20 protein-coding genes are annotated in these 24,532 nt (G+C 71.8%); 1 reads left to right on the top strand and 19 read right to left on the bottom strand.

Features of this window, described 5'->3' with window-relative positions:
- Positions 1 to 97: 97 nt before the first annotated feature.
- The 18 genes from Air01nite_RS24670 to dnaG all read right to left on the bottom strand — a co-directional run bounded on the left by Air01nite_RS24670 (position 98) and on the right by dnaG (position 20,607).
- Positions 98 to 1,165 (bottom strand): polyprenyl synthetase family protein, encoded by a 1,068-nt coding sequence (locus tag Air01nite_RS24670; RefSeq protein WP_203705572.1) that lies wholly within the window; start codon positions 1,163 to 1,165, stop codon positions 98 to 100.
- Positions 1,165 to 2,571, bottom strand: a complete 1,407-nt coding sequence (locus tag Air01nite_RS24665) for an alkaline phosphatase family protein (protein WP_203705571.1) — start codon at positions 2,569 to 2,571, stop codon at positions 1,165 to 1,167. The genes Air01nite_RS24670 and Air01nite_RS24665 overlap by 1 nt, the downstream gene beginning before the upstream one ends.
- Positions 2,568 to 3,755 carry a metabolite traffic protein EboE gene (gene eboE / locus Air01nite_RS24660; RefSeq protein ID WP_203705570.1) on the bottom strand — a complete coding sequence of 396 codons (1,188 nt, stop codon included), beginning with the start codon at positions 3,753 to 3,755 and terminating at the stop codon, positions 2,568 to 2,570. Before eboE ends, Air01nite_RS24665 begins: the two co-directional genes overlap by 4 nt.
- Entirely contained in the window at positions 3,755 to 4,606 is an 852-nt protein-coding gene (locus Air01nite_RS24655; RefSeq protein WP_203705569.1) for a TatD family hydrolase, read from the bottom strand. The genes eboE and Air01nite_RS24655 overlap by 1 nt, the downstream gene beginning before the upstream one ends.
- On the bottom strand, positions 4,606 to 5,217 hold the full coding sequence (locus tag Air01nite_RS24650; RefSeq protein WP_203705568.1) for an EboA domain-containing protein: 612 nt from the start codon (positions 5,215 to 5,217) through the stop codon (positions 4,606 to 4,608). The genes Air01nite_RS24655 and Air01nite_RS24650 overlap by 1 nt, the downstream gene beginning before the upstream one ends.
- Positions 5,214 to 6,056, bottom strand: coding sequence for a sugar phosphate isomerase/epimerase family protein (locus Air01nite_RS24645; protein ID WP_203705567.1), 843 nt, complete (start codon positions 6,054 to 6,056; stop codon positions 5,214 to 5,216). The genes Air01nite_RS24650 and Air01nite_RS24645 overlap by 4 nt, the downstream gene beginning before the upstream one ends.
- Positions 6,053 to 6,907: an SCO3242 family prenyltransferase gene (locus tag Air01nite_RS24640; protein ID WP_203705566.1), complete on the bottom strand. Its 855-nt coding sequence runs from the start codon at positions 6,905 to 6,907 to the stop codon at positions 6,053 to 6,055. Before Air01nite_RS24640 ends, Air01nite_RS24645 begins: the two co-directional genes overlap by 4 nt.
- Positions 6,907 to 8,040 (bottom strand): inositol-3-phosphate synthase, encoded by a 1,134-nt coding sequence (locus Air01nite_RS24635; RefSeq protein ID WP_203705565.1) that lies wholly within the window; start codon positions 8,038 to 8,040, stop codon positions 6,907 to 6,909. Before Air01nite_RS24635 ends, Air01nite_RS24640 begins: the two co-directional genes overlap by 1 nt.
- A 585-nt stretch (positions 8,041 to 8,625) precedes the next feature.
- Complete coding sequence (locus tag Air01nite_RS24630) at positions 8,626 to 9,807, bottom strand: Gfo/Idh/MocA family protein (RefSeq protein ID WP_203705587.1); 1,182 nt, start codon at positions 9,805 to 9,807, stop codon at positions 8,626 to 8,628.
- Between the two features lie 62 nt (positions 9,808 to 9,869).
- Positions 9,870 to 10,931 (bottom strand): substrate-binding domain-containing protein, encoded by a 1,062-nt coding sequence (locus Air01nite_RS24625; RefSeq protein WP_203705564.1) that lies wholly within the window; start codon positions 10,929 to 10,931, stop codon positions 9,870 to 9,872.
- Positions 10,932 to 11,032: 101 nt separating this feature from the next.
- The gene (locus Air01nite_RS24620) at positions 11,033 to 12,127 is read right to left on the bottom strand and encodes an ABC transporter permease (protein ID WP_203705563.1); all 1,095 of its coding nucleotides are present in this window, start codon (positions 12,125 to 12,127) and stop codon (positions 11,033 to 11,035) included.
- Positions 12,128 to 12,239: 112 nt separating this feature from the next.
- Positions 12,240 to 13,748 carry a sugar ABC transporter ATP-binding protein gene (locus Air01nite_RS24615; protein ID WP_239090945.1) on the bottom strand — a complete coding sequence of 503 codons (1,509 nt, stop codon included), beginning with the start codon at positions 13,746 to 13,748 and terminating at the stop codon, positions 12,240 to 12,242.
- A gap of 455 nt (positions 13,749 to 14,203) precedes the next feature.
- On the bottom strand, positions 14,204 to 15,391 hold the full coding sequence (locus Air01nite_RS24610; RefSeq protein ID WP_203705561.1) for an ROK family protein: 1,188 nt from the start codon (positions 15,389 to 15,391) through the stop codon (positions 14,204 to 14,206).
- A 213-nt stretch (positions 15,392 to 15,604) separates the two neighbouring features.
- On the bottom strand, positions 15,605 to 16,417 hold the full coding sequence (locus tag Air01nite_RS24605) for an ABC transporter permease (RefSeq protein WP_203705560.1): 813 nt from the start codon (positions 16,415 to 16,417) through the stop codon (positions 15,605 to 15,607).
- A gap of 18 nt (positions 16,418 to 16,435) precedes the next feature.
- Positions 16,436 to 17,221, bottom strand: coding sequence for an ABC transporter permease (locus tag Air01nite_RS24600; RefSeq protein ID WP_203705559.1), 786 nt, complete (start codon positions 17,219 to 17,221; stop codon positions 16,436 to 16,438).
- Positions 17,221 to 18,153, bottom strand: coding sequence for an ABC transporter ATP-binding protein (locus tag Air01nite_RS24595; RefSeq protein ID WP_203705558.1), 933 nt, complete (start codon positions 18,151 to 18,153; stop codon positions 17,221 to 17,223). Before Air01nite_RS24595 ends, Air01nite_RS24600 begins: the two co-directional genes overlap by 1 nt.
- Positions 18,154 to 18,220: 67 nt before the next feature.
- Positions 18,221 to 18,757: a hypothetical protein gene (locus Air01nite_RS24590; protein ID WP_239090942.1), complete on the bottom strand. Its 537-nt coding sequence runs from the start codon at positions 18,755 to 18,757 to the stop codon at positions 18,221 to 18,223.
- Complete coding sequence (dnaG, locus tag Air01nite_RS24585; protein ID WP_203705557.1) at positions 18,754 to 20,607, bottom strand: DNA primase; 1,854 nt, start codon at positions 20,605 to 20,607, stop codon at positions 18,754 to 18,756. Before dnaG ends, Air01nite_RS24590 begins: the two co-directional genes overlap by 4 nt.
- Positions 20,608 to 20,998: 391 nt before the next feature.
- Here dnaG and Air01nite_RS24580 point away from each other — a divergent pair, with 391 nt between their 5' ends.
- Positions 20,999 to 21,256, top strand: coding sequence for a hypothetical protein (locus Air01nite_RS24580; RefSeq protein ID WP_203705556.1), 258 nt, complete (start codon positions 20,999 to 21,001; stop codon positions 21,254 to 21,256).
- A gap of 296 nt (positions 21,257 to 21,552) precedes the next feature.
- On the opposite strand, the gene Air01nite_RS24575 is transcribed toward Air01nite_RS24580, so the two are convergent.
- Positions 21,553 to 24,384 carry an ATP-binding protein gene (locus tag Air01nite_RS24575; RefSeq protein ID WP_203705555.1) on the bottom strand — a complete coding sequence of 944 codons (2,832 nt, stop codon included), beginning with the start codon at positions 24,382 to 24,384 and terminating at the stop codon, positions 21,553 to 21,555.
- Positions 24,385 to 24,532 lie beyond the last annotated feature (148 nt).

The raw sequence follows: 24,532 nt of genomic DNA, 5'->3' as shown, positions 1-24,532 counted from the left end.
AACCGCGGTGGTCGACACAGTAAATTAGTTCAGGGACATGTGTCTATAGCTTCTGTCGCACATGGCATCACTTTTGCCGATCCGGCGAAAAGTGGGGCTAGAGCTGCCGGTCGACGGCCTCTGCCGCCAAGGCGGTGAGCACCGGAAGGGCCTCGGCCGAGACCGGTGCGTCCGCGAGGGCGCCCATTGCCGCATCCGTGCGCACCTTGATCATCTGCTCGATCCGGTCCAGGGCGCCGGTGTCGATGATGATCTGCCGGAGCTCGGCCGCGCCCGCCGGATCGAGGTCGGGGTTGCCGAACAGCTCCTTGAGCCGGCGCTGCTGTTCACGGTCCGCACTGCCTCGGGCCAGCGCCATCATCACCGTGGGCTTGCCCTCGCGCAGGTCGTCGAGGATCGACTTGCCGGTCACCGCCGGGTCGCCGAACACGCCGAGCACGTCGTCGCGGAGCTGGAACGCGTCGCCCAGGGGGTCGCCGAAGGACGCCAAGGCCGCCAGCGCCTCTTCGTCGGCACCGGCCAGCGCCGCGCCGATCTGCAGCGGCCGGGTCACCGTGTAGCGGGCGGCCTTCATCCGGATCACGGTCAGCGCGCTGGCCACCGAGCCGTCGCCGACACCGGACACCAGGTCGAGATATTGCCCGGCGATCACCTCGGTACGCATGATCGCGAAGACGCCGTACCCCTTGTGCACCTGCTCCGCGGAGAGCCCGCACTCGTGGAACATCTGGTCGGCCCAGGCCGCGCAGAGGTCACCGCAGAGCAGAGCGGTGTTGCGCCCGTACGAGGCCGGGTCGCCCCGCCACGAGGAGCGCGTGTGCAGGTCCGCGAAGAGCCGGTGCACCGACGGCTCGCCCCGCCGGCGGTCGCTGCCGTCCATGATGTCGTCGTGGATCAGGGCGAACGCGTGGAACAGCTCCAGCGCCGCCGACGCCGCGATGATCGGGGCGCCGTCGGCACCCCCGGCCGAACGCCAACCCCAGTAGCAGAACAGCGGCCGCAGCCGCTTTCCGCCGGCCAGCACGAAGCGGTGCAGCGTCGTGAAGACGCCGCGCGGCGCGCCGTCGGGCCAGTCCGGATCCTGGCGTTCCAGGAACGCGGCCAGCTCGGCGTCGAACCGCGCGCGCAGCTCCGCGGCGTCCATGGGTCGGACGTCGACCGTCATCAGCCCTCCTTGGGACCAGCCGGACTCACCCCGGCCAAGCGCAGCAACAGATCCTTGACCTCGGTCGCGGCGAACCGTTCCCGCGCGACCGTCGGGTCGGAGCAGAGCAGCACCGGACCGTCGGCGGGATCCGCCGGCAGCCGGCCGTGCGACCCGCGCACCGCCCGGGCGCCCGCGTCGAGCCCGACCACGCTCATCAGGTAGCGCATGCCGAGCTTCTTGCGGGCCAGCGCGACCGCGGCGCGCCCCTTGGCCTTCCCCGGGTTCTCCGGGTCGAAGAACAGCTCCGCGGGGTCGTACCCGGGCTTGCGGTGGATCTCGACCAGCCGCGCGAAGTCGGGCGCGCGGGCGTCGTCGAGCCAGTAGTAGTAGGTGAACCAGGCGTCCGGCTCGGCGACCAGCACCAGCTCGCCGGCCCGCTCGTGGTCGAGACCGGCGGCCCGCTTGCCGTCGCCGTCGAGGACCTCGGCGACGCCGGGCAGCGCCTCGCACAGCTTGCGTACCGCCGCCAGGTCCGCCTTGTCCTTCACGTACACGTGCGCGATCTGATGGTCGGCCACCGCGAACGCCCGCGAGGTCCACGGGTCCAGGTATTCCATGCCGTCCTGGGTGTAGACCCGCAGCAGCCCCTCGGACCGCAGCAGGCGGTTGACGTCGACCGGGCGGGACACGTCGGTGATGCCGTACTCCGAGAGCACCACCACGGTCGCGCCGCGCCGTTCGGCGGCGTCGAGCAACGGGCCGATCTCGGCGTCCAGCGCCGCCGCGGCGGCGGCCGCCTGCGGCGCGCCCGGGCCGTGGCGCTGCAGGTCGTAGTCCAGGTGCGGCAGGTAGACCAGGGTCAGGTCGGGCAGATGGGTGGCCAGCAGCTGCTCGGCCGCCCGGCGGATCCACCGGGACGACGCGATGCCGGCGTTGGGTCCCCAGTAGGTGAAGAGCGGGAAGTCGCCGATCGCACCGGTCAGCTCGTCGTGCAGCTCCGGCGGGTCCGTGTAGCAGTCGGGCTCCTTGCGGCCGTCCGCGTAGTAGATCGGCCGGGGCGTGACCGTCCAGTCGACGTCGGCGCCCATCGCGTACCACCAGCAGACGTTGGCCACCGTGTAACCCGGATGGACCCGGCGGGCGGCCTGCCAGACCTTCTCGCCGCCCATCAGCGCGTGGTGCTGCCGCCAGAGGAAGACCTCGCCGAGGTCGCGGAAGTACCAGCCGTTGCCGACGATGCCGTGCCCGGAGGGCGGCTCGCCGGTGAGGAACGTGGCCTGCGCCGAGCAGGTGACCGCGGGCAGCACGGTGCCCAGCTCCGCCTCGAAACCGCGCTCGGCGACGCCGCGCAGCCGGGGCATCCGCTTGAGCAGCCGCGGGGTCAGGCCGACGACGTTGACGACGACCAGGGGTGTGGGACTCATGAGCGCGCTCCAGCGGTCTCGGACAGGCCCAGGCCGACCAGGGTTTCCCGGGCGAAGGCGAGCTCGGCGGCGATGCCGTCCGCCAGCGCCGCGTCGCCCGCCGGGCGGCGGGCGGGGGGCAGCACGCCCCAGGTGTACGTCTCGACGTCGAGGTGGTCACAGAGCGCCTTGGCGCCGCCGACCAGCTCGCCGAGCGCGGCCTTGAGCACCGGCACCGTCGAGGTCAGCGGCGGCATGGGCTCGGCGTGCAGCGGCACGTGGTAGTGGACCCGCCAGGCGCCGTCGAGACCGCGGTCGAGCGCCTCGTCGAGGTCGTCGGCCGCGCTCGCCGGGTCGGCCGGGTCGGCGACCGCCGCGGTGGCGGCGGACCGGGTCTGGTGCAGGAAGCGGGGCTCCACGTACTCCCGCAGGGTGTCGCGCGCGCCGACCGGGTCGGCCGCCTCCAGCGCCGCCGAGACCTGCACCTTGACCACCGGGATGCCGGCGGAGCGCAGGCGGCCGACGGCTTCGGCCGGGTCTTCCCAGGCGCAGGCGAGGTGGGCCAGGTCGAGGCAGACGCCGATCCGGTCGGTGTCGACGTTGGCCAGGTGGCGCACCGCCTGCGCGGTGGACTCCACGACACAGCCGGGTTCGGGTTCCAGTGCCACGCGTACGGCCCGGCCGGTCTCCCAGGCCATCCGGGCGAGGCCGGAGCTCAGCCGCTCCAGGGTGCGCTCGGCGGCGCCCGCCTGGGCCTGGTCCCACGGCGTCCGCCAGGCGAACGGCAGCGTGGAGATGGAGCCCCGGCTGGCGTCGTCGGGCATCAGGTCGAGCAGCACCCGGGCCAGGTCGAGGGTGTAGTCGAGGCGCTCGTGGGTCGTCCAGTCGGGGTGGTAGACCGCCTGCTTGACCACGGGCGCGTGGAACGACCGGTACGGGAAACCGTTGAGCGTGACCACTTCCAGGCCCCGGGCGTCCAGCTCGGCCCGCAGCTGCCGGCGCAGCCGGCCCTGGTTTGCCAGCTCGGCCGCGACCGGGGCGGGCAGCCACAGGCCGAGGCCGAGCAGGTCTGCGCCGAGCCGTTCACGGACGCGGACGGCGTACGTGTCGAGCTGGGCGACGATCCCGGCGAAGTCCTCCGCGGGGTGCACGTTGGTGCAGTAGCTGAGGTGGACGGTCTGGCCGTCGCGATGACGCAGCCGCATCAGCTGCCTCCGCGCAGGATCGAGTTGCCCTCGAACAGCTTCTCCGGTGCGTCATCGTCGTCGAGCTCCAACTTGCCGGACTGCCCGTAGAACTCGACGGGGTTGCGCCAGAACACCAGGTCGACGTCGTCATCGGTGAACCCGCTGGCCAGCATCAGGTCGACCGTCGCGCGGGTCAGCAGCGGGTCGGAGCGGCCCCAGTCCGCGGCGGAGTTCACCAGCACCCGCTCGGTGCCGAACTCCTTGAGGATCTCGACCATCCGCGGCGGCGACATCTTGGTGTCGGGGTAGATCGAGAAACCGGCCCAGCAGCCGGAGTCCTTGACCGTCGCCACGGTCACCTCGTTGAGGTGGTCGATGACCACGCGCCCGGGCTCGATGCCGGACTCCGCGACCACCTTGATGCTGCGCTGCGTGCCCCGCGCCTTGTCCCGGTGCGGCGTGTGCACCAGGGCCGGCAGCTCGTGCGCGATGGCGAGCTGGAGCTGCGCGGCGAACGCGGTCTCCTCCTCGGCGGTCATCGAGTCGTAGCCGATCTCGCCGACCGCGACCACGCGGTCCTTCTCGAGGTAGCGGGGCAGCACGTCGAGCACGCCGGCGCAGCGGGGGTCGTTGGCCTCCTTGGGGTTCAGCGCAATGGTGGCGTGGTGGCGGATGCCGAACTGGCTCGCCCGGAACGGCTCCCAGCCGACCAGCGCGTCGAAGTAGTCGGTGAACGAGCCGACCGAGGTGCGCGGCTGGCCCAGCCAGAACGCGGGCTCGACGAGCGCCCGCACCCCGGCGGCCGCCATCCGCTCGTAGTCGTCGGTGGTGCGCGAGGTCATGTGGATGTGTGGGTCGAAGATGCGCATCACGCCTCCTTCCGCAACGCTGTGCCGGACAACCGGTTGAGCAGCCCGGTGGCGTCGGCCGCCATCGGCCGCCCGGCGGCGGCCCGTTCCTCCGCCAGCCCGGCGAGCATCACCCGCAGCTCCTCGTCGCCGCGCTCGTCGAGGCGGTCCACGATGGACAACGGCAGGCCCATGAACACGCACTTGAGCACCGCCTGCCGCCAGGTGGCGGCGTCCAGGTGGGCGGCGTAGGGGCCGAGGGCGGCGCCGACCAGGCGGGTGTCGTTGGTGCGGATCGCGTCGTGCAGCAGCGGCACGCCCGCCTCGCCGATCCGCAGCAGCGGCAGCGCCCGCAGCACGGCGCGCTTCTCGTCGGCGTCGCCGAAGCGGTAGAGCCGGTCCGCCTCGCCGGCCACCACGTCGCCGGGGAGTGCTTTGAGCAGGAGCGCGCGGGCGGCCTCGTCGGCGGTCCAGCCAGGTGCGTCCCCGAGGGGCGCACGGCCGCAGGCCCGGGCCGCGCGGGGGAACAGCCGGGCGATCGCACCCGGGTCGACCTCGATCTGGGTAACGGCTTCGTCGACCCAGCCCACCGCGGCCGGTGGCAGCGCTGCACGCAGTTCGTCGGGTTTCATCGCGGCTCCTCTCCCGTCTCGGCGGCTTTGCGGAGGAAGTCGATGGACCGCGCGGCGACGTCGGGCGCGGCGTGCGAGTGCCGGGGCAGCTCGACCGCGACCAGGCCGGTGTAGCCGGCCGCGTCGAGGGCGCGCAGCACCGGCGGGAAGTCGATCTCACCGGTGCCGAACTCGAGGTGCTCGTGCGTGCCCCGGCGCATGTCGTCGATCTGCACGTTGACCAGGTGGTCGGCGACCGCGGTGACGCAGTCCGGCACCGGGTCGGGCTCCAGGCACCGGCAGTGTCCGATGTCGAGGGTGATGCCGAACGCCCGCGGTGCGCCGAGCGCCTCGTGCAGCCGGCGCCAGCCGGCGATGTCCTCGACGAACATGCCGGGCTCCGGCTCGAAGCCGAGCGTGACGCCCCGCTCCTGTGCCGTCTTCAGCGTGGCGGCGCAGCCGTCGACCAGGCGGTCCCAGGCGGTGTCCGGGTCGACGGCGGGCGGGCGGATGCCGCTCCAGAACGAGACCGCCTCGGCGCCCAGGTCGGCGCCGACCGCGACGGCCCGGCGGAGGAACTCGACCCGCAGCGTCGGGTCGTCGTGCAGCAGGGTCGGCGCGTGCTTGTGCCAGGGGTCGAGCAGGTAGCGGGCCCCGGTCTCGACGACGACGCCCAGGCCCAGCTCGGCGAGCCGGTTGGCGACCGCGTCCACCCGGGCCGGCAGGCCCGGCGCGAACGGGTCGAGGTGGTCGTGGTCGAGGGTGAGCGCGACGCCCTCGTAGCCCAGGTCGGCGATCACCGCGAGGGCGTCGTCGAGCCGGTGGTTGGCGAAGCCGTTGGTGCCGTAGCCGAACCTCATGTGGCCGCCACCTTCCGGGTCAGCCGCCGGGCCAGCGGCATGGCGGCCGCGACCAGCGCTCCCGGTGCCGGCGCACCCGCGCCCGCGGCCAGCGCGCCCTGGAGCGCCGGCAACGAGGTGATGCCGGCGCCGACCGCCTTGCGGACCGTCGGCGCCGACGGGTCGGCCGCGGCCCGGACCTGGGCGGCGCCGTAGCGAGCCGCGTACCAGCCGGCCAGCGCGGCCGGCACCAGGGCACGCCAGCCCCGTTGCCGGTGTGAGCGGACGGCGGCCGCGGTCACGGCGGCGGTGCCGACCAGCGTGGCGACCGGCAGCGCGTGGTCGGCGCCGGAGACCTCTTTTCGGGACAGGGCGGTGACGGTGTACGTGTGCGCGGCCACCAGGAGCGCGGCCGGGAGAGCCCGGGTCGTGCGCCCGCCGGTGGCGCCCAGCAGGACGTCGAGTCCCCGGCACGCGGCCATCACGGCCGGGCCCGCGGGGGTGTTCTTCGCCTTGAGGTCGTACGCCCACACGGCGCCGGCGAGCGGGAGTGCGACCGTGAGCGCCCGGCGGCCGCCGGCCAGCGCGGCCAGGCCGACGCCCGCCCCGGTCAGCCCGACCGCCACCGCCAGTGCCTGCGCGGGCGCGATCCGGCCGCTGGGTATCGGGCGTTCCGGGCGCTCCGTGGCGTCGAGGGTCCGGTCGGCCCAGTCGTTGGCGGCCATACCGGCCCAGTAGAGCAGGACGGACGAGCCGGCGAGGGCGGGCGTGCGGGCGCCCAGGACACCCGCGGCCGCCGCGCCGGCCACCACGTCACCCGGCACGGAGAGCCCGGCGGGTGCGCGTACCAGTTCAGCGTAATCGCGAAGCATCAAGCCAACCCGGCGACGAACTCGCGCAGCAGGGTCCACTGCTCGGCCAGCCCGTGCGGCACGTCGCCGATCGGGTCCTTGAAGAAGAAGGCCAGCTCGGTCAGGGGTCCCTGCCGGCCGGCCCGGTGTGCGGCGGAGGTCAGCCGCGCCAGGTCGAGCACCAGTGGCGCGGCGAGCGCGGAGTCGCAGCCGTGCCAGGAGAACTCCATCCGCATGCGTACGCCGAGGAAGCCGGCGAAGCTGACCAGGTCCCACGCGGTCTTGAAGTCGCCGAGGTCGTCGACGTACTCGATGCGGGTGTTGCCTTCGGGCTCGTAGCCGAGGGTCTCCGCGAGCACCCGCTGCTTGCTCGCGGACTTGGCGGCGTTGGGGCCGGGTGCGGCGAGGTTGGCGCCGTCGCCGCCGCCGAGCAGGTTGAGGCCGGACCAGCTGCGCACGGCCAGGTTGCGGTGGGCGAACATCGGCGCGAGCACCGATTTCACCAGCGTCTCGCCGGTCTTGCCGTCATGCCCGCCGTACGGGAGGCCGCCGCGTCGGGCGAGCGTGTCGAGCGCGGGCAGCCGCGCGCCGGTCGACGGCGTGAAGTCCACGTAGGACGCACCTGCGGTGAACGCCGCGTAGGCGGCCAGAGAGCTGGCCGGCAAGGGCGACCCGCCGCCCGCCAGCTCCGACTCGAGCAGGTCGAGGTCGCCGTGCGCGGGCCGGGGCTCGGGCAGCGACTCGGTGGTGGAGACGTTGACCACGACCACCCGCTCGAGGCCGAGCCGCTCGCGGAAGGCGGTGATGTCGGCGGCCAGCGCGGCCGCGGTCTCGGCCTGCGTGCCGCCGGCCGGCACGGTGCGGATGTTCTCTTCGACGGCGGCCAGGTCGTCGGCGACGGCCGCGACCAGGCGAGCCGGTACGACACCCGCCTCGCCGAGGGTCTCCGCCTTCTTGGCCAGGCATGTGGTGACGACATCGTGGCCGCCGAACACCAGGTCGGCGATCGGTGGCAGCGCGGAACCGCGCAGATCGGGATGCTCGGTCACGCACCCGATCGGCTCGGCGAGCCCGGCGCGCAACGCCAAGGCCCCGACCATGCTGGTAGTCGCGACGGATCCGCGCGCTCCGACCAGCCAGACACCCGTGCTCATGGTGTCCCTCCAACTTCCTGTGCTTGGTGCTCTGTTGTGCTTGGTGATCCCCCGTGCATGCGCCGGCGTTGACCGGCTGCGAAAGCTTCCGACATGGGCCCCGCCCGCCCGGGCCGCCTCGGGATGGCACCCCGGAAACGGCGTCGGAGTCGGCGGCAACGACGCCGGATCCGGACCCGGGGCGGATCGGGCGGACGGGGCTTTGGCAGACAGGGCCGGTCGGCGTCGCGGCCCTGCCTCCCCCGCTTATGCCGGGGTCAATGCGGCGGGCTGACGGCCACGCCGGGGGAAAGTTGGAGGGGGTGTGGCGGACGGCTCATAGTGCCCTCCGGGGTCAGTGGGCGGGCGCCATAGGGCACCGGCTCGTGGGCGCGAACGGTGTGACGCTGTGGTGGCTGACCCCCTGGCGAGATGCCTCGTTCGCCAAGGTTGTTGCTGTGCTGTCGAGCTACAGGTGGTGCCGGTCGGCGTCCGGTGCGACCGGGAATCCCGGTCCGGTCGCACCGGACGACCGGATACCTCCGGACGACCCGTCCCGCCGCGGGGCGCAACCGCGGCGGAACCCTCGCGGGTCGGCCCGAGGGGTCAGGCTGCTACTTCGGCGAGGGCCGGTTCGACCTCGGTCCAGACGGTGCCCTGATCGGCCGAGCGCGCCACCGCGTCCAGCACGAGCTGGACCTGGAGGGCGTCGACGAACGAGGGCGCCGGGTCGGTGCCGTTGGCGATGGCCTCGACGAAGTCGCGCATTTCGTGCGTGAACGAGTGCTCGTAGCCGATGATGTGGCCGGGCGGCCACCAGGCGGCCATGTACGGGTGGTCGGCTTCGGTGATCAGGATCCGGTTGAAGCCCTGCTCGGAGGTGGGCGCCGCCGAGTCGTAGAACTCCAGTTCGTTGAGGCGCTCCAGGTCGAAGACCAGCGTGCCGAGCGACCCGTTGATCTCGACCCGGAGGCCGTTCTTGCGGCCGATCGCGAAGCGGCTCGCCTCGTACGTGGCGATCGCACCGCCGTCGAGCCGGGCCAGGAACAGCGCGGCGTCGTCGACCGTGACCTGACCGGTGGCCGGTGCGTCGGCCCCGTTGCCGGACGAGGCGGCCAGGCCGCTCGACTCGCTCGGCAACGGGCGCTCCTTGACGAACGTCTCGGTCAGCGCGCTGACCCCGGTGATCTTCTGGCCGGTGACGTACTGCGTCAGGTCGATGATGTGCGCCCCGATGTCACCGAGCGCACCGGAGCCCGCCTTGTCCTTCTGCAGCCGCCAGACCAGTGGGAACTGCGGGTCGACGATCCAGTCCTGCAGATAGACCGCGCGGACGTGGCGGATCACTCCGATGCGGCCCGACGCGATGAGCTGGCGCATCATCGCGACGGCCGGCACGCGGCGGTAGTTGAACCCGCACATCGACCGGATGCCTTCGGCTTGCGCCTTGGCCGCCGCGGCGACCATCGCGCGGGCTTCGTCGACCGAGTTCGCCAGCGGCTTCTCGCACAGCACGTGCTTACCCGCCGCCAGTGCCGCGATCGCGATCTCGGCGTGACTGTCGCCGGGCGTGCACACGTCGACGATGTCGATGTCGTCGCGTTCGACCAGCTCGCGCCAGTCGGTCGTGTGCGCGTCCCAGCCGAGCTTCGCGGCCGCACCGGCGACCTTCGACTCGTCACGGCCGCAGATCAGGGCCATCCGGGCGCGTGCCGGCAGGTCGAACGCCACGTTCACGGTGCGCCACGCGGTGGAGTGCGCGGCGCCCATGAACGCGTAGCCGACCATGCCGACCCGCAGCTCGCGGTCCTGGAGAGAACGTGAATCAGTGGACAAGGTGGGTCTCCCTATTAACTGAACCCGAGCGGCAGGTAGGTGCTCGCGTTCTCCTTGGTGATCGTCTCCGAGGCCAGGATGATCTCCTTCGGCACCTGGAGCTCGACCAGGTCGGACATCCCCTTGCCCTGGCCGATGAGCCGGGCGAGCGAGATGGCCGACGAAGCCATCGACGGGCTGTACGTGACCGTGCACTTCAGGACCGAGTTGTCGGCCTGGATGGCCTCAATGGCGGCCTTGGAGCCGGCGCCACCCACCATGAGGAACTCGCTGCGGTTGGCCTGGGTCGCCGCGGCCAGGACACCGATGCCCTGGTCGTCGTCGTGGTTCCAGAGCGCGTCCATCTTCGGCAGCGCCTGCAGCAGCTGGCTCATCTCGGCCTGGCCGGTGTCGACGGTGAAACCGGCGGCACGGCGGTTGGCCACGCTCATCCCGTTGGCGGCCAGCGCGGCCTTGAAGCCGGCCGAACGCTCCTGGGTCAGCTCCAGGTTGTCGAGGCCGGCGATCTCGCCGATGATCGGGGCGCTGAGGTTCTTCTTCTTCATCTCAGCGGCGATGTAGTTGCCCGCCGCGACGCCCATGCCGTAGTTGTCGCCCTTGATCTGCAGGCGGTAGGCGAGCGCGTCGGGGAAGGCACGGTCGAGGTTGACGACCGGGATGCCGGCCTTCATCGCCTCGAGGCCGAACGCGTTGAGCTCCTTGCCGTCGTACGGGAGCAGGACGATGACGTCCGGCTTCTGCGAGATCAGCGTGGAGAGCGCGCTGCGCTGGGCGGCGGCGTCGGCACCGGCCTCGACCGCGTTGAACGTGACGTCCGAGTACTCGGCCGCCTGCGCCTTGGCGTTGGTGGTGATGGCCGCGATCCAGCCGTGGTCGGCCGCCGGCGCCGAGAAGCCGATGGTGACCTTCTTGCCGGGCGCCGTGTTGGCGTTCGGCGAGGCGTTGTTGTTGCCCTGTGTCTGCGCGTTGTTGCTGTCGCCGCTGTCGTTGCTGGTGCAGGCGGCGAGGAGAGCACCGGCGCCGAGCGCGGCGCCGCCGAGCAGGAACCGCCGGCGGACCGGGTCGTGCTGGGTCATTGACGACCTCCTGGAATCTCAACTTGCGGGGGAAATCAGGGTGTGTGCGTCCCGGCGACCGTCCGGAACGGACGGACACCGTGGATGGTGGTGCGGTGCGGTCAGCTGGCTACGGTGACCTTGTTTCGCTTGAGGAACTGGGTAACGGACTTGAACCGGAACTGCTGGATCAGCACGGCGGCCACGATGATGCCGCCCTTGACCATGTTCTGCGCCTCGGTGGACAGGCCGTTGAGCGCGAACAGGTTGGTGATGGTGGCGAAGATGATGACGCCGAGCAGCGAACCGACGATGGTGCCCCGGCCGCCGCTGAGGAGCGTGCCACCGATGATGACGGCGGCGATCGCGTCGAGCTCGTAGTTGGTGGCCATGGCCGCCTGTGCGGAGGTGCTGATCGAGGTGAGCATGATGGCACCGATGCCACAGCAGAGCCCCGCGAGGGCGTACAGCATCATCGTGTGCAGCCGGACGTTGATGCCGGCCAGGCGGGCGGCCTCCACGTTGCCGCCGATCGCCACGGTGCGCCGGCCGAACGTGGTGCGGTTGAGCAGGACCCAACCGGCGATCACCACGGCGGCCAGGATGTAGACCAGGATCGGCACGCCGAGGAAGCTGTCCGCGGCGATGCTGTTGATCGTCTGGTTCCCCGACTGCTGGGTCTTCTTGTCGGACATCTGCGCGGCCAGACCCCGGGCGGCGACGAGCATCGCGAGGGTCGCGATGAAGGGCACCAGCCGGCCGTACGAGATGAGGAAGCCGTTGACCAACCCGACGCCGAGGCCGACCGCCAGCGCCGTGAAGATCATGCCGCCGGCGCCGAAGTCCTGCGTCGCGACCGTGGTGCACCAGACGCCGGCGAGCGCGATGATCGCGCCGACCGAGAGGTCGATGCCGCCGCCGATGATCACGAAGGTCATGCCGACCGCGACCACGCCGACCGTCGAACCCAGCTTGAGGATCGCCCAGACGTTGTCGATCCACCAGCCGTCGAGACCGTAGAGGTCAGGACGGGTGATGATGCCGATCACGATGAGGCCGGCCAGCACGGCCACCAGGCCGAGGTTGCGCCGCGTCGACTCGCCCGCGTCGCTGTTCCACCAGCCGTTGCCGCTCGGACCGCTCGGCTCCGGGCCGGGGCCGCCGGCGCCGATGGCCTCTTTGACCGCCGGCGCGGCCTGCGCGGGAAGCCCGGTCATCTGACGTCTCCGCTCGCTCCGCTGATCTGGACGGTCATGTCGGGTCCCCACTTCGTGGTGACCCGCCCTGCCCGGGTCGGGCTGTGTCGATGATGACCTCGCCATGACTCGGTCATGCGGGCGCACCTTCCATCAAGGACCCCGCCATGACGAGGTCGAGCACCGTGTCTTCGTCGAGATCCTCGGCGCGCGCCTGGCGGACGACCCGGCCTTCGCGCATGACCACCACCCGGTCGCTGAGACCGAGGACCTCGGGAACTTCGCTGGAAACCAGCAGCACTCCGACGCCTTGCGCCGCGAGCGCGTGAATCACCTGGTACAACTCGGCCCGGGCGCCGACGTCGACGCCGCGGGTGGGTTCGTCGAGCAGCAGCAGCTCGGTGTCGCCGAGCAGCCAGCGCCCGACCACCACCTTCTGCTGGTTGCCGCCGGAGAGGGTGCGCACCGGCCGGCGCACGTCGCGGGGGCGCAGCTCGAGCCGCTCGGCCACCTTGGTGGCCTCGGCCCGCTCCTTGCCCACGTCGGTGAAGCCGAACCGGGCGATCCGGCTGAACGTCGAGAGGGTCATGTTGCGGTAGATCGGCTCACCGAGCAGCAGCGCCTGTGCCTTGCGCTCCTCGGGTGCCATGCCCATGCCGGCGCGCACGGCGGCGCCGACCGCACCGGGCCGCAGCGCCTTGCCCTTGACGAAGATCTTGCCGGTCTCCGCCTGGCGCGCGCCGAAGATGGTCTCCAGCAGCTCGGACCGGCCGGAGCCGACGAGGCCGGCGATGCCGACGATCTCGCCCTTGCCGACGGTCAGCGAGACGTCGGTGAACTCGCCCTCGCGGCCGAGCCCCTCGACCCGCAGAAGCTCCTCCTCCGCCGGCGGCTTGTCGGTGCGCTCCGGGAAGACGTACTCGATGGTCCGGCCCGTCATCCGGCTGACCAGCTCGCGGGTCGGCGTCGTGCGCGCCGCGAGGTTGGCGGCGGTGGTCCGGCCGTCCTTGAGGACGGTGACCCGGTCGCCGATCTCGCGGATCTCCTCGAGCCGGTGCGAGATGTAGATGACCGCGATGCCCTCTGAGGTCAGCTCCCGGATGATCCGGAAGAGGTTCTCGACCTCGTCGTGCGCGAGCACGGCGCTCGGCTCGTCCATGATGATCAGTCGCGCGTCGTGCGAGAGCGCGCGGGCCATGGAGACCACCTGCTTGCCGGCCGCGGGCAGCGTGCGCACCATCCGGCTCGGCGCGATCTCGCCGTGGCCGAGCCGGGCGAGGATGTCGCGGGTGCGCCTGTTGATGGTGCCGCGGCGCATGAAGCCGGCGAGCTTCGGCTCGTGCCCGAGGAACGCGTTCTCACCGATCGAGAGATCGTCGACGAGGTCGAGCTCCTGGTAGATGGTGGCGATGCCGGCCTTGTTGGCGGCCTGCGGGTTGGCGAACCTGACCTGCTCGCCGAGCCATTCGACGACGCCCGAGTCGGGCTGGTGCGCGCCCGAGAGCACCTTGATCAACGTCGACTTGCCGGCGCCGTTCTGGCCGAGCAGGCAGTGCACCTCGCCGGCGCGCACCTCGAGCTGCACGCCGTCGAGGGCCCGCACGCCGGGGAAGGTCTTGACGACGTCGGTCAGCCGCAGCACGACCGGACGCTCGGCCCCGTCGCCGCCGGCGGTGCCGGGGTCGACGGTGCCGGTGCCGGCGGCCGCGCGGTCGTCGTCGACCACCACACCGCCCGCGTCCGCGGCATCGTCCTTCGTGGCCGTCGCGACGTCGGTGTCCACCTCGTCCGGTGCCGCGTGCCGCGCCCGCGGCACCCGACCGGAGCCGTCGGACGCGCCGCCGTCGTGCGCAGCCGCGGCGTCCGCGTCTTCCGCCTTCACCGCGGTGGTCGATCCTGCGTCCGCGGTCGATCCCGCGTCCGCGGGCGATTCGGCTGCCGCCGAAGGCTTGCCGTTTCCGGCGTCATCCTCGGCAGTGGAGGGTGTGGTTTCCGTTTCAAGGGAAGCGGCGCCGTCGGCCGCCTTGGCCGGCGTGCCGTTGGTTGGTTTCGGGTTGTCAGGAGCGCCGGACGGCGCGCCTTGGGCGGTGCTCTCGGTCATGACGCCTCCATGAAGGCCATGTCACTGGCCAGCACCGCCGCGCCGGTCACGCCCGCGCGGCTGCCGAGTTCGGACAGGACCACCGGCAGGTTGCCGGTGGCCAACGGAAGGGAGCGCCGGTAGACGACGCTGCGGATCTCGGCCAGCAGGATGTGGCCGAGCTGGGCCAGGCCGCCGCCGATCACGATCATCGAGGGGTTGGCGAAGCTGACCAGGCCGGCGAGCACGCCGCCGACGCGGCGGCCGCCGTCGCGGATCAGGCGGATGCAGACCACGTCGCCCTCGATGGCGCCCTCGGCCACGTCGACCGCGGTGACGACGCCGTTGGCGGCCAGGCGCTCGGCCAGGGCCGGCGAGCCGCCCGCGCGGGCCGCGGCGGTCGCGTCCTTGGCGATCGCGGCGCCGCTGAACAGCGCCTCGAGACAGCCGACGTTGCCGCAGGAGCACATCGGACCGTGGGAGTCGACCTGGATGTGGCCGATGTCGCCGGCGCAACCGTCGGTGCCCCGGTAGACCTCGCCGCCGAGGTAGATGCCGCAACCGATGCCGGTGCCGATCTTCACGAACAGGAAGTCGTCGACCGAGTGGGCGACACCGCCGTGCCGCTCGCCGATCGCCATGATGTTCACGTCGTTGTCGACCACCGCGGGGCAGCCGTGCTCGCGGGTGAGCAGCTCGCGGACCGGGAAACGGTCCCAGCCGGGCATGATGGGCGGCGACACCGGCACGCCGTCGCGGAAGCTGACCGGGCCCGGGACGCCGACGCCGACGGCGTCGAGCCGCTCGTAGGCACCGTCCACCTTGGCCTTGTGCAGCAGTTCGTTGACCCGCAGCAGGATGCCTTTGGGGCCGCTGCGGATGTCGGCCGGCTCGGCGTAGTGCGCGACGGGCTCCAGCCGGCCGTTGACCACCTCGACGTCGATCGAGCTGGCGCCCAGGTCGACGGCGGCGAAGCGCAGGTTGGAGCTCAGCTCGACCAGTGTGGAGCGGCGGCCGCCGCGGGAGGCGGCGAGCCCGGCCTCGGCGACGTAGCCGAGTGCCACGAGGCGTTCGAGCTCGGCGAGCAGTCGGGGCCGCGGCATCTCCAGCCGGTCGGCGAGCTCCGCGCGCGAGACCGCACCGTTGTCGCGCAGCAGCCGTAGCAGCCGCAGGTGCAGTGGTTCAACAGCCCGCACGGCACCCATCCTTTGGTCGACCCGTTCACACCGGCGCAACGTCCGGGTGTTGTGGACGACACAGTATGAGCTTCCGCTGTGGGTGTAAAGAGCTTCGGATCTCTTGGCGATAACTTTTGCTGGCAGCGACAAAAGCCGTCGGCACTGGTAAAGAATCTTCGCGACACTGTGCTGGATATGCCGGTTTCGTCCGACCAAAACGCCCTGACGTGCGGTGATGCGCTACTTACATAGGAGCGTGGTCATGCGGCGGCCGGCGATCAGGAGGCCGGCCACGGTGACGAGCAGAAGATAACCGACGTCGATCAATCCGCCTAGAACTTCCTCGGCACCGATCGATATGCCCCGGATCAGGTCGACCGCGCGGTAGAGCGGGGTGACCTCGACCAGCCAGCGCAGCGCCGGGTGGTAGCTCTCCGCGGGCACGAACGTGCCGGAGAACAGGAACAGGGCGAACTGGACGGAACCCATCAGGTCGAAGTCCTGCCAGCTGCGCATGAACGTGCTCAGCGCCATGCCGAGCGACCCGAACGCGAACCCGACCAGCACCGCGGCCGGGAACGCCACCAGCGCCCGGCCGGCGGTGGTCAGGTCGAGGGCGACCATCACGACGAGGAACGCGGCGGAGTAGAGCGAGCCGCGGGCCATCGCCCAGGCCAGCTCGCCGAGCGCGATCTCGAACGGCTTGACCGGGGTCGCGAGCATGCCCTCGTAGAGCCGCATGTATTTCATCTTGCCGAAGAAGTTGAAGGTCGTTTCGGACAGCGCACCGGACATCGCGGCCGACGCGAGCATGGCCGGGGCCACGAAGGCGGCGTAGTCGACCACCGCGCCGCTCGGCAGCGTCAGGTCGCCGACCAGCGCACCGACGCCGACACCGATCGAGAGCAGGTAGACCAGCGGCTCGACGAAGCCGGAGATCAGCACCAACCAGTAGGCGGAACGGAGTGCGGCGGCGTTGCGCTCCGCGACCGACGCGGACCGTCGGGCGGAACCCTCGAAGCTGACCAGCCGGGGCAGGACGAGCGCGACCATGATCTCTCCCTCGTCTCGTCAGAGCACCAGGCGCTTGCGGAACCGGGCACGCGCGAGCCACCAACCGGCGGCGGCCCAGAGCGCGAGATAGGCGACGTGGCCCGGCGCGGACCACTCCGGCGCGACGCCGAGCGTCGCGGCCCGGGACAGATCGACGCCATGCCAGAGCGGCATCACGTAAGCGACCGCCCGCAGCCCGAGCGGAAGTTGGTCGACCGGGAAGAACACGCCTGAGAACAGGGACATCGGCAGCAACGCGAAGCGGAACAGCAGGGCGAGGTAGCTGTCGGTGCTGATGGTGGCCGAGTAGGCGAACACCGGCGCGGCCACCGCAGCACCGAACAGCGCCACCACCGGCAGCACGGCCAGCGCCCAGGCCGACCGCACCGCGCCGAACAGCGCGGCCACGGCCAGGAAGGTGCCGGCCGACAGCAGCACCCGGAACAGCACGAAGAGCAGGTGCCCGCCGAGGATGTCGCCGACCCGCAGGGGCGCGGCGGACTGGGCGAAATAGATCTTGTGCCATTCGAAGTTGCCCAGCACGGGCCAACTGCTCTCCATCGCGGCGACCTGGAACGCGGTGGACATGACCAGGCCGGGCACGATGTAGTCGAGGTAGGGCACGCCGGCCACCCCGCCGGTGACATAGGCGCCGACACCCACGCCGAACCCGAGCATGGTGAGCACCGGCAGCAGGAAACTGCCGAACACCGAGCCGCGCCAGGTGCGCCGGTAGCCGACCAGGTGATATTCAAAAACGGCCACGGCGGGTGTGAGCGCGGCGCCGCTGGTCACGGTCGTCATCAGTCCACCAGCGTCCGGCCGGTCAGGTGGAGGAAGACGTCCTCCAGGCTGCTGCGCCGGACCAGCACGCTCTCGGGCGCGAGGGCGCGCTCGTGGACGGTGGCCACCGCGGCGTCGCCGTCGTGGACGTAGAGCAGGACCCGGTCGGGCAACGGCTCGACCCGCTCGCCGATGCCGGCCAGCTTGTCGACGAACGCCTCCTGCGACTCGCCGGCGAACCGCAGCTCGACGACCTCGCGGGTGGAGTGGCGGGCGATCAGGTCGCGGGGCGAGCCCTCGGCCACGATGCGGCCGCCGTCCATCACCACGAGCCGGTCGCAGAGCTGCTCGGCCTCGTCCATGTAGTGCGTGGTCAGCACCAGCGTCACGCCCTGGCGCTTGAGCCGGAACAGCCGCTCCCAGACGAGGTGGCGGGCCTGTGGGTCGAGGCCCGTGGTCGGCTCGTCGAGCAGCACCAGGTCGGGCTCGTTGACCAGGGCGCGGGCGATGGTGAGCCGCCGTTTCATGCCGCCGGACAGCGGCTCGACCTTGCTGCCCGCGCGCTCGGTGAGCTGCACGAAGTCGAGCAGCTCAGCGGCCCGGGCGCGGGCCACCTTGCGCGGGATGCCGAAGAACCGGGCGTAGGTGGTCAGGTTTTCGGCGACCGTCAGCTCGGGGTCGAGGTTGTCGGTCTGCGGGCACACGCCCAGCCGCGCCCGGATCGCCGGCCCGTCGCGGTCGGGATCCATGCCGAGGATGCGCAGCCGGCCGGCGGTCACCGGCGACACGCAGCCGATCATGCGCATGGTCGAGCTCTTGCCCGCGCCGTTGGGGCCGAGGAAGCCGAACGCCTCGCCCGCCCGCACGGAGACGTCGATGCCGTCGACGGCGGTGAAGTCGCCGAAGCGTTTCACCAGCCCCGTCGCCTCGATGAGAGGCCTGCCGTCAGTCACAGGCGGACCATAGCCACGGCGTACGACACAACGACAGCGGTTATCGGCGGCCGCTGATGAGAATCGGTCAGAGGTCCTTGGGCGTGGTCGCCAGCCGCGCGTCCGCGACGAGCTCCGAGGTGGCCTCGACGACGTCCGGTGTGGACGTTTCGGTGCCCGGGTCGTACCGCACCGACCAGGCCAGCCCGTCGCGGCCCCGGACCTTGCGGGCGACCACCCGCACGCCGCCGCCGTCGACCGGGTGGTGCGAGGTGTAGGAGACCGAACCGGTCACCCGGGCCCGCACCTGTTGCGGCACCTCACGCGGGTCGACCAGCAGGACACCGACCGACGGCGCGTCGGCCAGCACCTCGTACCCCTCGCGCTCCTCGACCACCTCGGCCGGTGTCACCGTCAGCTCCCGGCCGGACCAGACCGCCTTGTGGATCCGGTGCCAGTCGAGCCGGTCGTGGTGCGGCAACCGCAGGCCGCGGTCGGTGGCGACGACATAGGGGCCGGCCTGCGTGCGCGACCAGGCGATCACCCGCTCGTCGGGGTCGAGCGCGACGCCCGCGTCGGCCGGCAGCTTGACCTTGCGCCGGAACAGGTCCCACAAGCTCGTCACAGTCCACCCACCGCCTGCTCGCGCAGGGCGCGCGCGTGCTGCTCCAGGGAGAACAGCTCGCCGGCCAGCGCGAGATATTGATCCTTGCTGGTCACCGGGTTGATCCGCTGCACCTTCGACTTGAGCTCGCGAATCCGAAGATCGGTCGCGCCCCACTGCAGCCGGGCCAGCAGCACGGAGACGTAGTGCGGGTCTGGCTCCCCGTCGCGCAACATCGGCTCGACGGCCAGCTCGCCGACCAGCGCCTTGCCCGTCAGGTCGCCGCACGCGTCGCGGACCCGCTCGATCCAGACCGCACCGCTGGTGCCGCTGACCGCGCCGCCGGCCTCGGCGATCGCCTCCCGCACGACCCGCAGCGGGTCGGTCGAGTAGGCCTCCGCACCGATCGCGTCGAACATCGGCCCGGCCAGCACCGGCACCTGGATGGCCAGCTTGAGCGCCTCGCGCTCGACCCGCGCCTGCGGGCTGTCGGCGCGGACGGCCGCGTCGTTGGCCGCAGCGGTGGCCGTCGCGGCGGGCGCACCAGCGCTCGCCACTGCCCGCTGCACCGGCTCGATCTCCATGCCGAGGTCGCCCGCCAGCTTCCGCACGTACTCGGGGCGCTTCTCCCGGTCCTTGATCTTCGCGACCAGCGGCGCCGCCCGGCGCATCGCCTCGACCCGGCCGTCGACGGTGTCGAGATCGAACTTCCGCAGGATCTGCCGCAGCGCGAAGTCGACCATCGGCTCGCGGCGCGCGACCAGGTCGCGGACGGCCAGGTCGCCCTTTGCCAGGCGCAGCTCGCACGGGTCCATGTTGTCGGGGCTGACCGCGATGAACGTGCGCCCGACGAAGCGCTGGTCCTCGTCGAACGCCCGCAGCGCCGCCTTCTGCCCCGCGGCGTCGCCGTCGAAGGTGAAGATGATCTCCCCGGCGAACGCGTCGGTGTCCATCAGCAGTCGGCGCAGCACGCTGATGTGGTCGCCGCCGAACGCGGTGCCGCAGGTCGCCACGGCGGTCTTGACCCCGGCCAGGTGGCAGGCCATCACGTCGGTGTAGCCCTCGACGATCACCGCCCGACCCTGCCGGGCGATCTCGCGCTTGGCGTGCTCGATGCCGTAGAGCACGTGGGACTTCTTGTAGAGCGGCGTTTCGGGGGTGTTGAGGTATTTGGGGCCGTCGTCGTCGTCGAACAGCTTGCGCGCGCCGAAGCCGATGATGTCGCCGGACAGCTCGCGGATCGGCCACACGAGCCGGCGCCGGAAGCGGTCGATGAGCGAGCCGGAGCGGGCCTCCCGGGCCAGCCCGGCGGTGACCAGCTCCTGGCTGGTGAAGCCCTGTTGCCGCAGGTGGCGGGTCAGCGGATCCCAGCCCTCGGGCGCGAAACCGCAGGCGAAGTCCTGTGCGGCGGCCCGGTTGAAGCCGCGCTGGGCCAGGAACTCGCGGGCCAGCCGGGCACCGGGGGTGGTGAGCTGGCCGGCGTAGAACTCGGCGGCGGCCGCGTGCGCGGCGACCAGGCGCTGCTTCTGCCCCTGCTGCTGGGCCCGCATCGGGGCCGGACCGCCCTCGACGTAGCGGAGCTGGATGCCGGCCCGGGCGGCCAGGCGCTCCACCGACTCGACGAACGTCAGGTGGTCGACGTCCATCAGGAACGAGATCGCGTCGCCGCCCTTGCCGCAGCCGTGGCAGAAGAAGACGTTGCGGCCCGGCGCGACCGTGAACGAAGGGGTCTTCTCGTCATGGAACGGGCACAGGCCCTTGAGGTTGCCGCCGCCCGCGCTCTTGAGCGTCACGTGCTCCGAGATGACGTCGGCGATCGCCGTCCGCTCGCGAACGAGCGCGATGTCCTCGTCGCGGATCCGGCCTGCCATGCGCTCCCCTCACCCTGTCCTCCTCCATCCTGCACTGCCGTGCCGATCTTGGTGGGGGTGGGTGTGCGCTGGTTCACGGCTGCCGAGCAGGGGGCGTGACCGTCGGGGGGTCGGTCACGTCCCCTGTGTCTCCCACCGTCGCAGCCCCTTGGCGGTACGCCGGCGCGGACTTCGATGCTCGGTGTAACGAGCCTGCGCGCGAAACGCCACCCGGACATCCGCCAGGTGGCGCATGTCTGGAGGGCCAATTGCATACGTACGCCATTTCGGGGTTCGTGGATGTGTGCCAATGTCGGCCCGCTGGCCGTTATCTCCGCCTGCCGCCGAGACGAAGCTCTTGGTTGAGCGCTGGGGCTGCCGGCGCCGGAAGCCTTCGGAGAAGGTGTCGCAATTGAGCATCCTTGGTCGTGGTGACGAACATCTGCACTACAGCGACAGCTCACACCGCTGGGTAGCGCCACCACACATCGAGCAGAGCGTCTGGGAGGCGAGCCTCCGCGCCCACCTCGGCCGCCACCTGCTCACCATGGGCGGACGCGACGAGGTCGACCAGATCGACCTGCCGCGCGCCTACATCCCGCGACAGCGCGGAGCCTCCAAGCCGACCCCCGAGGCGAGCGCAACCAGGTCATGTCGCCGCGCCGGCTGACGACCCTGGGTCGCGGGTACGGATCGGTGCCGGTCGGGCGATGGCTCGGCCGGCGCCGTTCCACCACGGCAGGCCGCGCCTGCCAACGCTGCGGTTGCGGTGCGAGCCCACCCCGCCTCGGCGCGTACCGCACCCGCCGCCGGTTCGGCGGCTGGGAGTGCACCTGCCGCCCACCACGGCCAGGCATCCCCGGGCAGCGGGGTGCCCCGCCGCTGTAGCTCCGCGCCGACTCCACGGACATTGATCTGACGCCACATCGGGCCGCCTCCACCCGATGTGGCGTCACTCTGTCTGGGTCAGTTGAGGTTCTGTGCCGCTTCGCGTTGGCTGGCCTCTCGGGCGATGTCGATGCGGGACTGCAGCTCCAGCTTGGCGAGGATGTGCGAGACGTGGGTCTGCACCGTGCGCGGGGAGAGGAAGAGCTGCGCCGCGATCTGCGGGTTGGACATGCCCTGTGCGACCATCCCGGCCACCCGGATCTCGGTCGGGGTGAGCGCGTCCCAGCCGCGGCGTGCCTGGCGGTGGCGGACGCGCGGGCCCCGGCGGATGCCGTAGTTGCGGAAGATGGCCTGCGTGCGCGCCAGGTCCCACTCGGCGCCCAGCTTGGCGTAGAGCGCGTAGGCCTCGGTGAACAGGTCACGGGCTTCGGTGATCTCGCCGCGGTCCGCGTGGATCAGGGCGGCGGACTCGAGCGCCTGCGCGCGGGGCAGGGGGCGGGCCGCGGCGCGGTAGAGGCTGGCCGCCTCGATGAGGCCCGACGAGTCGGCGTCCAGCAGGGAACGGCAGTGCCGGGTGACCGCCTGGCGGTGCGGCCCGGACGACTCCTCGGCCATCGCGACCGAGCGCTGGACGACCGCCTCGGCCGCGGACACGTCACCGACCGAGGTGGCCAGGCGGACGGCGTCGGCCAACAGCTCGACGGTCTCCTCGGACTCCTGGACGCGGTCGGACATCCCGTCGAGGAGGATCTCGAGCGCGGCGGCGGGCGCGTCGGCCTGCTCCTTCTGCAGCGCGCGGGCCAGGGCGAACGGGCGGCAGATCCGGGCGCCGACCTTCTCGGCGAAGCGCTCGGCGGCCTTGAGGTGGCGCTCGCTGTCGGCGTCGCCACGGTGGAGCTGGATCACGGCCGCCAGGCCGTGCTGGAAGCAGTCGACCATCGGGTCCTTGGAGACGTCGAGCGCCAGGTCGATCTCGACCAGCGCGTCGTCCCACCTGCCGACGTCGAAGAGCAGCTCGCCGAGCACGCAGTGCGCCTGCGCCAGGCGGAAGACGTTGCCGGCGCGCTGCGCGCCGTCACGGACGCGTTCGGCGAGTCGGATGGCGTCGTCGTAGCGGTCGAGCACGCCGTATGCGGAGGCCTGGTTGATCTGCAGGATCAGGCGGAGGTCGGCGAGCGCGGGGTCGCCCTCGGAGACGGCCAACGCACGGTCGAAGAGCGGCAGGGCCTGCTCCGACTCGCCCTGCATGCAGTGCGCGATGGTGCGGACGAACAGCGCCCAGCCCATGCCGAAGCGGTCGTCCGCCTCCGTCGCGGTGGCCAACGCCTCCTCGGCGACGCGGGCGGCGGCGTCGACGCGGCCCAGCGAGCGGTAGACCCGGGCCATCAACACCTGCAGCCGGGCCCGGTGGCGCAGCCCGAGGCCGGGCGCGTTGAGGGCGCGGCGCAGTGGGTCGAGGGATTCCTGCGAGCGACCGGCCAGCGCCTGGCACTGGGTCAGGGTCCAGTGCAGGTCCACCAGCGAGTCGGGCCGGCGGACGTGCATGAGGGCGGTCGCGGCCACGTCGGTCGCGCTGGTCGGGTCGCCGACCCGCAAGAGGGCGTCGGCGAGCCGGCAGGACAGCACGTCGTAGACGTCGTTGCCCGGAGGTGCGCCGTTCAGGGCCCACCGCAGCATCGGGATCGCGACCTGCGGTGCCTGGCCGACGAGCTGCGGCGCCGAGTCGGAGAGCCAGCTGACCACCCAACCGTCGACGACCTTGCCGGTGGTGTCCTCTTCGACGGTCGGCCGCAGCTGGCGGGCGACCCGCTCGGCGGACGCGCCGTTGTTGGCGAGCGCCCGCGCGGCGTCGCGGTGCCACGCCGCCCGCAGGCCCGCCGGCATGCCGTCGTAGAGGGACTGCCGGATCAACGGGTGGCGGAACGCCATCTCGGCGCCGTTCTCGATGAGGACGCCGGCGAGGATCGCCTCGTCGAGCACGGGCAACAGGTCCTGCAGCCGGTGGCCGGAGACGACGGCCAGCTCGCTGACCGAGAAGTCGATGCCGAGCAGCGCGGCGATCCGCAACACGTCGCGGGCCGGTGGCGAGATGAACTCGAGCCGGTCGGAGATCGCGGCGGCCAGCGAGCTGGGTGTGGCGGTCGCACGGGCCTCGACGAGATCGTCGACGGGCTCGAGCGCCTTCGCGCGGACCAGGACGTCGACCAGCTCGGTCAGGTAGAGCGGGTTGCCACCGGCACCGGCGGCCAGCGCCAGGAGGCCCGGGCCGGGCCGCGCGCCGACGAGTTGGGCGACGAACTCCGCGACCTGGTCGTCGTCGAGGCTGTCGATGCGCAGCACGTTGGGCTCGATCGCCCGCCGCAGGGCCATCAGGTCGTCGCGCCGCGGCACCGTGCGGTTGAGCGCCACGACGAGCAGGCGCGTCTGGTCGATGCCGCGCAGCAGCCGCCCGAGCGTCATCACCGTCGCGATGTCCGCCCACTGCAGGTCGTCGACGACGAGCATGGTCGGCGACTGGGCGCACACGTCGCCGACGAGGGCGAGCAGCTGCTCCGTCGCGACCGGGATGACGTCCATCCGGTTGCCGATGCCAGGGTCGGCGCGCAGCAGGTCGCAGATGCGCGCGTGCTCGTCGGCCGGGATGTCGGGGTGGGCGCGGAGCGCCTCGAGCAGAGGGAGGAACGGGAAGGCCTGGCTGAGCTCGTCGCACACGGCCCAGATGACCTGGACCGGGGTGTCGTGGGTGGTGGCGACGGCGGCGCGGGCGAGGGAGGTCTTGCCGATGCCAGGCTCGCCCTCGACCATGGCCGCACCGCCGCGACCTGTCGCCAGCTCCTGGACGAGGCGACGGAGGACGTCGACCTGCCGCTCACGGCCGATCGGAGCCGCGGCCTTTGGCGAATCTGCCACCGATCCACTCCCTCCGGAGCGCCCGATCGCGCGGCGCTTCAGCCCAATATTCGGTGGTTAAGGAAACACCCAAATATGCTTATTGCGGGCCGGCAATTGCACATTGCATGTCGTTTGGCAAGCGAAAACCACCCAAATCACTCGTATA

It is taken from the genome of Asanoa iriomotensis (assembly GCF_016862515.1).
In the GTDB taxonomy this organism is placed as follows: Bacteria; Actinomycetota; Actinomycetes; order Mycobacteriales; family Micromonosporaceae; genus Asanoa; species Asanoa iriomotensis.
The sequence above is the reverse complement of the archived record's forward strand: the minus strand, read 5'-3'. Positions and strand labels throughout refer to the sequence as shown.